Source organism: Mucilaginibacter sp. P4_E8 (genome assembly GCF_056401495.1).
This window is the reverse complement of record NZ_JBFUJG010000005.1, coordinates 114995-127643: the sequence shown is the minus strand read 5'-3', so window position 1 is coordinate 127643 and position 12649 is coordinate 114995. Positions and strand designations below refer to the sequence as shown.

At 43.9% G+C, this 12649-nt stretch carries 9 protein-coding genes and 2 rRNA genes; 4 read left to right on the top strand and 7 right to left on the bottom strand.

Going from position 1 to position 12649, the window contains the following annotated elements; genetic code table 11:
• Positions 1-113 precede the first annotated feature (113 nt).
• Positions 114-1133 (bottom strand): aldo/keto reductase, encoded by a 1020-nt coding sequence (locus AC1DRQ_RS03980; protein WP_477422298.1) that lies wholly within the window; start codon positions 1131-1133, stop codon positions 114-116.
• A 222-nt stretch (positions 1134-1355) separates the two neighbouring features.
• On the opposite strand from AC1DRQ_RS03980, the gene AC1DRQ_RS03975 reads away from it, so the two are divergent.
• Positions 1356-1682, top strand: coding sequence for a hypothetical protein (locus tag AC1DRQ_RS03975; protein ID WP_477422297.1), 327 nt, complete (start codon positions 1356-1358; stop codon positions 1680-1682).
• 46 nt (positions 1683-1728) lie between these two features.
• A complete protein-coding gene (locus AC1DRQ_RS03970) occupies positions 1729-3336 on the top strand; it encodes a mechanosensitive ion channel family protein (RefSeq protein WP_477422296.1) in 1608 nt (535 codons plus the stop codon).
• Positions 3337-3868: 532 nt separating this feature from the next.
• Here AC1DRQ_RS03970 and AC1DRQ_RS03965 read toward each other — a convergent pair.
• The 4 genes from AC1DRQ_RS03965 to AC1DRQ_RS03950 all read right to left on the bottom strand — a co-directional run bounded on the left by AC1DRQ_RS03965 (position 3869) and on the right by AC1DRQ_RS03950 (position 7764).
• Entirely contained in the window at positions 3869-4849 is a 981-nt protein-coding gene (locus tag AC1DRQ_RS03965; protein WP_429401950.1) for an acyl-ACP desaturase, read from the bottom strand.
• 441 nt (positions 4850-5290) lie between these two features.
• Positions 5291-6031 carry a hypothetical protein gene (locus AC1DRQ_RS03960; RefSeq protein WP_477422295.1) on the bottom strand — a complete coding sequence of 247 codons (741 nt, stop codon included), beginning with the start codon at positions 6029-6031 and terminating at the stop codon, positions 5291-5293.
• Positions 6032-6062: 31 nt separating this feature from the next.
• Positions 6063-6590 (bottom strand): hypothetical protein, encoded by a 528-nt coding sequence (locus AC1DRQ_RS03955; RefSeq protein WP_477422294.1) that lies wholly within the window; start codon positions 6588-6590, stop codon positions 6063-6065.
• Between the two features lie 367 nt (positions 6591-6957).
• The gene (locus tag AC1DRQ_RS03950; RefSeq protein ID WP_477422293.1) at positions 6958-7764 is read right to left on the bottom strand and encodes an AAA family ATPase; all 807 of its coding nucleotides are present in this window, start codon (positions 7762-7764) and stop codon (positions 6958-6960) included.
• Between the two features lie 298 nt (positions 7765-8062).
• Between AC1DRQ_RS03950 and AC1DRQ_RS03945 the strand changes: the two genes are divergently transcribed.
• Together AC1DRQ_RS03945 and AC1DRQ_RS03940 are read left to right on the top strand one after the other, a co-directional pair.
• Positions 8063-8416 carry a DUF6152 family protein gene (locus tag AC1DRQ_RS03945; RefSeq protein ID WP_477422292.1) on the top strand — a complete coding sequence of 118 codons (354 nt, stop codon included), beginning with the start codon at positions 8063-8065 and terminating at the stop codon, positions 8414-8416.
• Between the two features lie 2 nt (positions 8417-8418).
• Positions 8419-8904 carry a DUF6644 family protein gene (locus AC1DRQ_RS03940; protein WP_477422291.1) on the top strand — a complete coding sequence of 162 codons (486 nt, stop codon included), beginning with the start codon at positions 8419-8421 and terminating at the stop codon, positions 8902-8904.
• A 488-nt stretch (positions 8905-9392) separates the two neighbouring features.
• Here AC1DRQ_RS03940 and rrf read toward each other — a convergent pair.
• Both rrf and AC1DRQ_RS03930 read right to left on the bottom strand, forming a co-directional pair.
• A 5S ribosomal RNA gene (gene rrf, locus AC1DRQ_RS03935) occupies positions 9393-9504 on the bottom strand.
• A 189-nt stretch (positions 9505-9693) separates the two neighbouring features.
• Positions 9694-12573: ribosomal RNA gene (locus tag AC1DRQ_RS03930) — 23S ribosomal RNA — on the bottom strand.
• Between the last annotated feature and the right edge of the window lie 76 nt (positions 12574-12649).

The following is a 12649-nucleotide window of genomic DNA, read 5'->3' as shown; positions in this document are numbered from 1 at the left end:
TTTGTCATTCTGAGGAACGAAGAATCTGTTCGGCGATTAGCAAGTACGTGAATAGATTTTTCACTACGTTCAAGAGTTAGTTCTTCGTTCCTCAGAATGACAAAGCTTATATATTATCTTTTCTCCACCCTATCATAAAACCCGCCGAAGGAATTCACTTTTACGGCCTCTTCATTAAAAAAGTCGCCGGGGAAACCGAGTTCAATGGCGCTGGCATCGTTTAACCTTTTTAGCTGATCCTGGCTTAGGGTCACGTCGACTGTTTTCAGGTTATCCAGCAGCTGATCTACTTTGGTAGCACCAACTATCGGGATGCAGGAAAAACCCTGCTGACGGGTCCAGTTTAAAGCGACATGGCTTTCTGATACGCCCAGCTCTGCAGCAATATCAACAACGGTTTGTGTAATTTTTTTACTGCGTTCGTCCAGTCGTTTGCTTTCGGGTTTAATGCGGCCATGATCACCGCGCAGGTATTTTCCGGTCAACGCGCCTCCGGCTAATGGCGCCCAGGGCGTAACCGTCATCCCGAAATGTTTAGCCATCGGGATCAGCTCGCGCTCGGCGGTACGGGCCAGCAGGCTGTATTCCACTTGTAAGGCAATGAACTGACTCCAGCCCATCAGTTCGGCCAGGGTATTGCCTTTGGCTACCACCCAGGCCGGCGTATCACTTATGGCGGCATAGGTAACTTTGCCTTGTTTTATGAGGTCGTCAAGGGCACGCAGCACTTCATCAATCGGGGTAATATTATCCCAAATGTGCAGGTACAGCACATCAATAAAATCAGTTTTTAAACGTTTCAGGCTTTCCTCCACGCTGCGCATCATGTTTTTGCGATTATTGCCCGATGCGTTGGGATTGGTCATATTATCCTTTAACGTGTATTTGGTGGCCAGTACAAAGTAATCGCGGTCATGATTACCCATGTATTCGCCTATTATTTTTTCGCTGGTGCCCAGTTTATAAATATTAGCAGTATCTAAAAAGTTGCCCCCGGCATTGGCGTAGGCATCCATAATGGCAAAGCTGGTATCCTTATCGGCACCCCAGCCGGCTTCGGTACCAAAACCCATAGTGCCCAAACATAATTCTGAAACTTTAAGGCCCGAACGGCCCAGTAATTTGTAATTCATATAAGTAATGTTTTTGATGAACGCTTTTGAACAAGTCATTGCGAGGAAGCCCCCTCTAAATCTCCCCCAAAGGGGGAGACTTAAAAAAAATATTTTAAAGTCCTCTCCTTTGGAGAGGGTTGGGTGAGGCGCTACGCTCGCAATTGACATAGAATGATATAGCTTATATAGCAAACAATAACAAAATTGCTTTGTAATATTAAACATTGCAAATGTATTACCATGAAAATTATAACCCTGCATAGTGCTATCCACATAGATGAGTTATACAACCTGTTGCAGCAAAAGCTCAACCAGTTTTTTCATGAGCGCAGGCAAAGCAATATTAACTTTATTATTGAGCGCAAGGGCGATACTATTGAAATAAGTCAGCCGGAAATGTATGAAGGCTTTTTGTTCAGCATAGTGGTAAATGGCACCCAGTTGCAGATAACCCGGTCTGAGCATTACGTGAATGATGTAAATTCACTAACCATTGAGTCCATACTAAACCATCTGTTTAAAGATTTATCGGGTAGCAAGGGTACCGATTTGGTACAGGAAGGTTAAAAGAATTGAAATATAATTTTTAGCTTTAGCATAAAATCTACCTGTTATGCCTAAAAATTATTACCTGCTTATCCTGCTTTTATTTGCTGCTTTTACAACACATGCGCAAAAAACGGTTGATGCCAAAGGCGAACCTGTAATTATTAACCGCGACACCCTCTTTAAATTTTATACCGGGCAGGGTTTATTTGACGCGAAAGAACGGGCAGGAATAGTGACCAAACGCATAGAAGCCCTGGTTGAGCGTATTGACTTTAATCCTGACTCACTTACCTTAAAAAACGACACCTCAGTTTCCGTAATTTCCTACAACTCGCAAATTATACTGGCTGTAAATAATAAGGATGCCACATTCTCTGAACTAAACCGCCCGCAACTGGCAGCCAGTTACCTTGACATTTTGAAAAAAAAGCTGGGTAATTATTTTACCAGTAACAATAGCAAACAGGTTATTATTAATATACTGGAGGCCGTTGCTGTTATTGTGCTGCTTATTGCTTTAATATGGGCATTGAATAAGGGCACAAGATGGGCAAAACTAAAAATATTAAGAAGTTGGGAAAGCCGGATGGATAAACTGGCTGCACAGGGTGCACCGGTTATGTATGCCAAACGCCTGTTACCGCTCATTACAGGTTTGTTACGCATAGTTAGGTTTATACTCATTATTATACTGATTTACCTGGCATTACCTGTTTTGTTCTTCATTTTTCCGGCATCAAAACCTATTGCGGTGCAGCTATTGAGTTACGTGGTAAACCCGTTTAAAAAAATATTGCTGGCCTTACTGCATTATATACCCAACCTGCTTACCATTGCTGTTATTTATATAGTAACACGGTATATAGTAAAGCTGATAAAATTTATTGCCAACGAGATTGCGCAGGGAGCCATCACCATTAATAGCTTTTACCCTGAATGGGCTATGCCTACTTATAATATCATCCGGGTGCTGCTGTATGCCTTTATGTTTGTGGTGATATTCCCCTATCTGCCTGGTTCAGATTCAAAGATATTTCAGGGAGTTACGGTGTTTTTGGGGATCTTGTTTTCGTTGGGATCTTCATCGGCCATAGCAAATATGGTATCGGGTATTGTGCTTACTTATATGCGTCCCTATAAAATTGGCGACCGTATAAAGGTTGGCGAAGCTACGGGCGATGTGGTAGAAAAAAATCTACTGGTAACCCGTTTGCGTACTATTAAAAACGAAGATATTACCATACCTAATGCTACCATACTAAGCGGACATACCACTAACTACACCACCGTAGCCAAAACTATGGGCCTTATATTAAATACAACCGTTACCATTGGGTATGATGTGCCCTGGCAAACGGTGCATAACCTGCTCATTACCGCAGCCGAAGCTACCGATGGCGTATCATCAGAGCCCAAACCCTTTGTACTGCAAACAGCGCTTAATGATTTTAATGTGAGCTACCAGGTAAATGCCTATACCGCCTTATCAAACCAAATGGCAGGCGTTTATTCCAGGCTGCACCAAAACATACAGGACAAGTTTAACGAAGCCGGTGTCGAGATCATGTCGCCGCATTACACCGCATTGCGGGATGGCAACYACATACAAATACCGGAAAATTATGTACCTGAAGGATACACAAAACCTGGTTTTAAAGTGGAGGGGGAATAAACGAAAAGCTTTACTGGGATGTGCGGTTCCCTCACTTGAGAGTAATAGCCCATTATTGGACATACGACGAGAATTAAACGCGGTACCGACTCACCCCGACATCGCTGCGCTTGTCACCCCTCTCTACGCTCCGCGTAAAGAAGGGATTTCAACATTTTTTTCCTTTACCCTCTTTGCGGCGAAGCCGGGAGGGTCGACAAGCGGAGCGTCGTCGGGTGAGTCAACTGTGGACGGTGCTATTTCTCCTCAAAGTTTGATAGCTGTGTTGGCTTGTGCGATTCCCTCCCAACGGGAGGGTGTAGGGAGGGGTTTATGCGGCCTGCATCACGAATAAACCCCTCCCTGCCATTACACAAACCATGCGCCCCTCCCCAAGGAGGGAATTTAACCTACTAAATCTTGTCCTATCAGCATATACCCTGCGTATAAGATCTCTCCTCGTACCTCGTTCGAGATGACAGGTTTGTTATTTTCCCTAAAACAAAAAGAGGCGCATCATCTGCGCCTCTTTCCAATATTTTATGAGAATAACCTATCCGTTTATCCAGCTGAATTTGTACTCCAGCATTGGGTTTTTCATCCGCTCGGCAACACGCAGTAAGCGCGATGGCAGGTTCATGATATAATCACGCGCCTTTTCGCCGGCTTCATTCAGGTCGGTAGTACTTTCAATGTGCCAGTCTTCTATCAGTTCTTTCAGTATATCCACATAATCAATAGCGGTATAAATACCTAAGCGCTGGGCAGCATCGGTAAAATGGCCAAAGGTTTGACCAATTTTTAAACCTACCTCACGTAAAAAGTGAGCAGGCATAACAATTTTTTTACGCATCATATCCTCAAAGGCAATCATGGCCTCGCTCGGATCAACCTCAAATATCTTTTCGATAAAATACTTATAAGCTTTTGCATGACGTGCCTCATCACCTGCAATAACACCGCACATTTTTGACAGCAGGGTATCACCATCTTTTTTAGCCTGTGAAGCCACGCGCCTGTGCGATACATTGGTAGCCAGCTCCTGGAACGAAGTATATATAAAGTTACGGTAAGGATCGGTACCGGTACCTATATCAAAGCCGTCGGCTATCAGGTACTGGGTTGATACTTCCATCATGCGCATATTAACACGGCCCGACAGGTAAAGATATTTGTTAAGCAGATCGCCGTGACGGTTCTCTTCAGAGGTCCAGTGGCGGGTCCATTTCATCCAGCCGCCTTCTTCGTCTTTCGAAACACCTTCAACCATGGTAAGCCATGATTCATAGGTTGGCAGAGCCTCTTCGGTAATGGTATCGCCAATTAAAACGGCAATAAGGTCATAGCTTAAACCCTGCGCGCTTTCCCGCAGTTCTTTAATTTCGCTAAAAAAAGAGTCTCTTGTAGAATCAGGTAAAAAATCGGATGGCTGCCAGATGGTATCAACGGGCTTTAAATATTCAAACATTTTTTCAAGCATAAATGTTTCAATATGCACCATTACTTCCTGACGTTTTTCTTCAAAAAATTTCATAACAACTCTTTATCACACAAAGGTAATCAATTAAAGAATAATTACATTATTTCATTTTTACAGCATCGTATCTAAATAGCGCTTTTTATGCAATCAGGCAGGGTTTTGATAGCTGGCAGGAGGATCCCGGTAGCAAGAGTAACAAAATCATGTTATCGCGAGGTACGAAGCAATCGTGAACTGCGCAGGTAATGAACGTGTATTGTTAATCACAAACGAGACGCTTGCGGTAGCGGGGAAGAATTAAGGCAGCAGAAAAACAAAGACCACGTCATTGCGAGGAACGAAGCAATCACGAACTATGCAAATTTGTAAATGGAAAGTGAGAGGACTGCGGCAATAGAAAAACAAAAACCATGTCATTGCGAGGAACGAAGCAATCACGAACGTTGCAGTTTATAAGTCATAAGCATCCCACTTGCAGAAGAGAGTGCTTAATTTTTAGAAATCTTTAAGGTTCTTTTTAACCTCTGTTTTAGAACTATCAAATTGATTTTTTATTTCCCAAGACTTTAATTCTGGATTATTGAATCCATATTGAAAAGATTGGTCAGTAGTTTTTTCGCAATGATCATTATACCGTACCCACATAAATGAATAAGCATATATTCCTCCATTCTCCCAACTGCTTGTGTAGTCTCCACCATCTAATTCCCTTGTTATTCCAGTTATCTTGTACAAACAGGTGTATACCTTTTTCGTGAATTCAGATTTGGGTTTACCGTATTTGTCAGACATCGCAGATTCAATAGAAGCGGAACCTTTACACTTTAATTCAATCAATTTATTTCTAAAATACTTTAACCTAACATTTTCTATATGAATATCGGAAACTACATATTCTGTTAAAAAATATTCCTTGACCTCTGGATGAGTGCTAAGCGATACAATATCATACGTTTTCGAAGGATTATGATGTAATCTTAACAATTGAACTACCGGATTTTGTGATGCATAGAGTAAATTTTCTGAATCATCACAATCTCTGACGTATTTGGCTGCTTTGCTGGCATAGGTTAACAACACGGAAGTGTCCGTTCCAATTTTAAATATACCAACTCCCATAAATTTATTGGTATCTATCACCATAGGTAATGGTTTAGGCTTAACTTTTACCTTTATTTGAGCATTAACATGCAAAGCAAGTAAGAAAGGTGAGATTAGGATAATAATGAATTTCATAGTTGTGGGATGTTATTCAGAAACATAAGTATCAATCTATTTCAATTTGTGGTGGATAGGAAATCCGCTCATTATCGTAGTTTACCTCAAGATTTTGTTGATATATCTCATTTTCTTTATTTTTAAAAGAAACCCTTATAGTAAACGGAATGCCTTTATAATATTCACTAATTGGGTCTTGATTCGAAAGATTTAAATTATATCTAACAGAAGAGTCTTTGGGAATTGTAGATTCGAGAGCACCGGTGATATTTATAATTTTGACCCCCCCAACCTTTGCAGAAATAATCTGCACGTCCAAAGCAATAAAGCCGATGTTACTAATCTCTACAAAACCGTTATTGGAATTAAAGTAAATATCTCTTATTCTCAGCTCGGGCATTATAGAATTTCTATGGCTTTTTTCGTAGGTTAAAGCAAGCTTGGTAAGTGAATCAACTTGTGCCTGAATTTTTATTGTGTCTTTTCGGGTATCCCAAAGCGCATAGACTGTACCTCCAAATGCTAACGTTGAAACTACAGCTGTAATCCAATCAGTGGTGACGGTACATAAAATCATTTGATAAAGTTTGGAGCATAAATATAACCAAAAAACTAATCAGGCTCACTCTTTTTTCTCCCCTCCCTACTGGCGCAAGTATATCGTGTAAGAAACGACGTAATGGCTACTTGTGCATATCTTCGAACTGTTTAATAAAGCACAAGTAGCCTTACCATTGGCCTGCGCTACATACTTGCGCCAGAAAGAAAAGTAATATAAAGACTTACGAAGTTTTTAAACGGCGAAGCCCTCAACAAAACCATAAAAAAACAAATAGCCTTGAGTTAAGCTTCGTAAGTCTGACAAACTCCTGGGTATACTGATACTTGTGAATTGGTTATTCTGAAAATTCTTAAATTTTGAAAATTCTGATTCAGACATAAAATCACCTGGACATTAACTTGTTAACCAAGCCTACAGCAATATGAAGTTCGCGGCTGATCTGGCGCTGGCTGAGGCCTTTGGCAGAGAGTTCAACCACTTTTTGGGTTAATAATTCCTGCTTCAGCATGTTGCGGGTACGCAGGTGCAGGCATTCGTGGCTATTGCCCTCAAACTCAAACTGCAAAAAGTTTTGGGGCTTTGCAATGCGGCAAAGGCATACATTATCTTCGCCATATACCTGTGCGGTGCTGCGTTGTTTAATTTGTTTGAGGTAACGCAGGCGCTGGTCGGCGCTGCTTGTACCTATGGCAAAGGCGCTATCGGCCAGGTTGATCAGCAGTTTGCTGCCATGCAGGTCATCGGCCGAGAGTGCCGAGCCGGGGTTACGGCGTTTGGGTGTATGAGCCAGTACCAATATGGACAGGTGATGATCGGCTTTGAGCGCTTTGAGGTTTTTCATGAGGCTGAGGGCCACAGCAGCGTTTTCGGTACCGCCGCGCAGGCAGCTGATGTTATCAATAATAAGTACAGTGGCTTTAACTTGTTTAATCTTGTACTCGAGGCCGGCAATAATATATTCATCATAGTTGCTGTAGTTGCCCTCCATTTCGGCATCGGGATTAAACTGAGCGCGTAAAAAATGATCAGTAAAACTGTAATTGCCTTGCGGGTGCGTATAGCGTTGATAGAATTGCTTGGTGCTAAGTTCAAAATCGATATAAAGCACTTTGCTGGGTTTAACATCCAGGGCAAACTGCGCAATTGCTTTGCCATGAGCTATGCTGTTCCCGATTTGCACGGCCAGCACAGATTTACCAACTATAACAGGTATAGATGATGAAAGTGGTGACAGTGTTTTGTCAGTAAGGCTGTATATGTATTTACCTGATTATCAGATGTTTTTTAGTGTTCATGAGCGTTCACGGGTGTGCATATGAACACTTTCGGGAAAGTATAAGCACAAGCAAACGCATCACAAGTCAGCGCCTTGTGGTATCGGGGTCATTCTGTATTGTACAATTATTTACCCTACAAATAACTATTCTTAAATTTGTTTGTTTAGTTAAATAACTGTTTAGCAATTTATTAATATTAAATTTCACGTTATGGCTTATCTGAAAAACACATCGCTGGCAATCGTATGTTTACTTTGCACATCGTTTACATTCTTTCATCATGGCTGGGCTAATTATGATCAGACTAAAGTGCTCGATTATAAAACCATCATTGAGGAATCTGTTTATGAAAATCCGCATGCTATTGCAAAAGTGAAATACCAGGGCAAGTTATGGACAGTTTACCTGGCACCTGCAGGCCGCATGACAGACCGTGGCCTTTCTGCGGATATGATTAAAAAGGGTACCTCAGTAAGAATAGTTGGCTATCCACATAAAACCATACAAACCGAGATGCGCGCCGAACGGATATATGTTCAGGACAAAAAATTTGAGTTGCGTTAATTGTGGCTCCTTTTATAGCTCAGTTTCTAAGCTGGTTAGAAGCTTCATCCTGGGCGGTTGGCATCCGTCAATCGTTATGGTTATACCCGGCTTTGGAAATTGTACATATCGTAGGAATAGTCATTCTTGTTGGAGCAGCACTTATGTTTGATCTGCGCCTGTTGGGTTTTTCCAGAAATCTTTCGATAGTATTTTTGGCCCRCCATTTATTACCCTGGTCACGCCGGGGATTGTGGCTTATCATTCCTTCCGGGATTTTATTGTTCATTACAAACGCGCAAGCTCTGGGTGCCGATCCAACTTTCTGGCTCAAAATGATCTTATTAATTCTGGCCGCACTTAATGTGCTTGTGTTTCACAGGTTTATTTTCCGGAACCGTTCTGATTCGGAAGTTCCGAATATTTCCCCTTTGAATAAGATATCTGCAATTATTTCCATTATTGTTTGGGTGGCAATTATAGCCTGCGGGCGTTTACTGGCTTATTAGTACAGCATTACGGTGGCGGGAGCGGAGTGCGGAGATATATGAAGCGCTGGGATAACAATTGCCAATCCCAACTATTGTAGAGACGCATCACAGGCGTCTTTTTTATGAGCCGGGATTTCTCTTTATTGGCTATTAAATAAGCCCACAGGGATTCTGAAGATTATAATCCCCGTATATATTCCCTCCCCACGGGAGGGGTGAGGTGATTGTGCAGTGGCCGGGAGGGGTTTCTACACACGATACAAACTTGCAATGCTTATTAAACCCCTTCCTCCCCCTTCCCCAGGGAAGGAATCGCACTACCCCAGGCTTTCTTTTTATGCAGTGGTGACCGTGTTTTGCCAGTAGGGTTCGATATGTAAATATGTGATTACCAGGCGTTCATTGGTGTTCCTTCGCGTTCACGCATGTGCATATGAACACCCCCGGGAGGAAAGTTGATTGCACAAAAAAGCCCTTGACTGTTTCCAGCAAGGGCTTGATTTAAGATTGGGCACCGACCTACTCTCCCACGTTTTACCGCAGTACCATCGGCTCTGGCGGGCTTGACTTCTCTGTTCGGAATGGGAAGAGGTAGACACCGCCGATATAGGCACCTGAATATTTTTAATGTTTTCTGGTTCGTGGTTCGTGTTGCCTGGTTTCAGTTTTACCCTTAACCCGCAACCGGACACCCGATCCCGATAAACAATGACATATTATTGAAAGAAGCAGTTGAGTCAGAGAAAACAACAGTATTAGTTTTTGCAGTGAGTGTACCCAAAGGCACACTCACCATTATTACCTGCTATGAGAAAGCTTCGGGCAATTAGTATCACTTGGCTATGATGTCACCACCTTTATACCTATGACCTATCAACGTAGTAGTCTCCTACGACCCTCAATGGAAGTCTCATCTTGTGGCTAGTTTCGCACTTAGATGCTTTCAGCGCTTATCTATTCCCAACGTAGCTACTCTGCAATACAGCTGGCGCCATAACAGATTCACCAGAGGTTAGTCCAACCCGGTCCTCTCGTACTAAGGTCAGCCCCACTCAAACTTCCTGCGCCCACAACAGATAGGGACCGAACTGTCTCGCGACGTTCTGAACCCAGCTCGCGTGCCACTTTAATGAGCGAACAGCTCAACCCTTGGGACCTTCTCCAGCCCCAGGATGTGACGAGCCGACATCGAGGTGCCAAACCTCCCCGTCGATATGAGCTCTTGGGGGAGATCAGCCTGTTATCCCCAGCGTACCTTTTATCCTTTGAGCGATGGCCCTTCCATGCAGAACCACCGGATCACTATATCCGTCTTTCGACCCTGCTCGGCTTGTCTGCCTCACAGTCAAGCAAGCTTATGCTATTGCACTCCACGTACGGTTACCAAGCGTACTGAGCTTACCTTTGAAAGCCTCCGTTACCTTTTTGGAGGCGACCACCCCAGTCAAACTACCCGCCAAACAATGTCCCCCGCTATGCAGGGTTAGACACCAAATACAGAAAGGGTGGTATTTCAACGTTGACTAACTGACTCCTAGCGAAGCCAGATCACAGTCTCCCACCTATCCTACACATCCTGTATCCGATATCAATGTTAAGTTGTAGTGAAGGTGCATGGGGTCTTTCCGTCCCGTTGCGGGTAACCGGCGTCTTCACCGATACCACAATTTCACCGAGCTCATGGCTGAGACAGCGCCCAGATCGTTACACCATTCGTGCAGGTCGGAACTTACCCGACAAGGAATTTCGCTACCTTAGGACCGTTATAGTTACGGCCGCCGTTTACCGGGGCTTCGATTCAATGCTTCGCCTTGCGACTAACATCCCCTCTTAACCTTCCGGCACCGGGCAGGTGTCAGGCCTTATACGTCATCTTTCGATTTTGCAAAGCCATGTGTTTTTGTTAAACAGTCGCCTGGGCCTTTTCACTGCGGCTTCCATTGCTGAAAGCGCCCCTTCTCCCGAAGTTACAGGGCCATTTTGCCGAGTTCCTTAGCCATGATTCACTCGAGCACCTTAGGATTCTCTCCTCGACTACCTGTGTCGGTTTACGGTACGGGTTTTTATAACCTGAAGCTTAGCGGGTTTTCTTGGAAGTCTGATTACCTGAACTATCTCGTCCCCCGAAGGTTTCAAGTACTATCAGCTTTCAGCATGGTCTGCGTACTTAACTACAGTCCATATACCTACGGCCTTTAACGAACTATTCCGTCAGTTCGCGTCAGTGTCACTACTCCGTCACCGCATCGCAGTTATAAAAAGTACTGGAATATTAACCAGTTGTCCATCGGCTACGCCCTTCGGCTTCACCTTAGGCCCCGACTAACCCTGATCCGATTAGCGTTGATCAGGAAACCTTAGTCTTTCGGTGGGCGGGTTTCTCTCCCGCCTTATCGTTACTTATGCCTACATTTGCTTTTCTATTCCCTCCACAGTCGGTTGTCCCTCCTGCTTCGCCGGATAATAGAATGCTCCCCTACCAGATGCATTGCTGCAAATCCATAGCTTCGGTATACTGCTTGATGCCCGTTTATTATCCATGCCCGATCGCTCGACTAGTGAGCTGTTACGCACTCTTTAAATGAATGGCTGCTTCCAAGCCAACATCCTAGCTGTCTGTGCAATCGGACCTCGTTAGTTCAACTTAGCAGTAATTTGGGGACCTTAGCTGATGGTCTGGGTTCTTTCCCTCTCGGCCCTGGACCTTAGCACCCAGAGCCTCACTCCAGCGTATATTATTCAGCATTCGGAGTTTATCTGGATTTGGTAGGATTTGACTCCCCCGCACCCAATTAGTAGCTCTACCTCTGAATAACTCAACCGCCAGGCTGTTCCTAAAAACATTTCGGGGAGTACGAGCTATTTCCCAGTTTGATTAGCCTTTCACCCCTACCCACAAATCATCCGGAAACTTTTCAACGTTTATCGGTTCGGTCCTCCAGTACCTGTTACGGCACCTTCAACCTGTCCATGGGTAGATCACAAGGTTTCGCGTCTACCTCCCCTGACTATACGCCCTATTCAGACTCGCTTTCGCTTCGGATCCGTGTCTTAAACACTTAACCTTGCCAGGAAAGAGTAACTCGTAGGCTCATTATGCAAAAGGCACGCCGTCACGGAACAAGTCCGCTCCGACCGCTTGTAAGTACACGGTTTCAGGTTCTATTTCACTCCCCTGTTCGGGGTTCTTTTCACCTTTCCCTCACGGTACTGGTTCACTATCGGTCTCTCAGGAGTATTTAGCCTTACCGGATGGTGCCGGCAGATTCCCACAAGGCGTCTCCGACCTCGCGGTACTCAGGATCCCACTATCCTATCATTACTTACCCGTACGCAGCTCTCATGCTCTATGGCCGGGTTTCCCACCCCGTTCCGGTTCATTTTGATATTCATGTTGTGGTCCTACAACCCCTATTATGCCGTAACATAATAGGTTTGGGCTTCTTCCCTTTCGCTCGCCACTACTCAGGAAATCACTATTGTTTTCTCTTCCTCTGCTTACTTAGATGTTTCAGTTCAGCAGGTTCGCGCATTTATGCAATTAGTCTTCAACTAATTAGGTTTCCCCATTCGGAAATCCGCGGATCAATTCATATTTGCTGATCCCCGCGGCTTATCGCAGCTTATCACGTCCTTCATCGCCTCTGAGAGCCAAGGCATCCCCCGTGTACCCTTTCTTACTTTCTTCTACGCATACGCTTTTGCTCGTATGGTATGCTTTTTTGATCAGATTGCCGTGTTGTCCGTTACGTGTTGTCTGGTT

Bases quoted from the DNA above. Each gene is read 5' to 3' on its own strand.
- AC1DRQ_RS03955 (WP_477422294.1), bottom strand. From the start codon at position 6,590: ATGATTTTATGTACCGTCACCACTGATTGGATTACAGCTGTAGTTTCA.
- AC1DRQ_RS03980 (WP_477422298.1), bottom strand. From the start codon at position 1,133: ATGAATTACAAATTACTGGGCCGTTCGGGCCTTAAAGTTTCAGAATTA.
- AC1DRQ_RS03975 (WP_477422297.1), top strand. From the start codon at position 1,356: ATGAAAATTATAACCCTGCATAGTGCTATCCACATAGATGAGTTATAC.
- AC1DRQ_RS03945 (WP_477422292.1), top strand. From the start codon at position 8,063: ATGGCTTATCTGAAAAACACATCGCTGGCAATCGTATGTTTACTTTGC.
- AC1DRQ_RS03960 (WP_477422295.1), bottom strand. From the start codon at position 6,031: ATGAAATTCATTATTATCCTAATCTCACCTTTCTTACTTGCTTTGCAT.
- AC1DRQ_RS03965 (WP_429401950.1), bottom strand. From the start codon at position 4,849: ATGAAATTTTTTGAAGAAAAACGTCAGGAAGTAATGGTGCATATTGAA.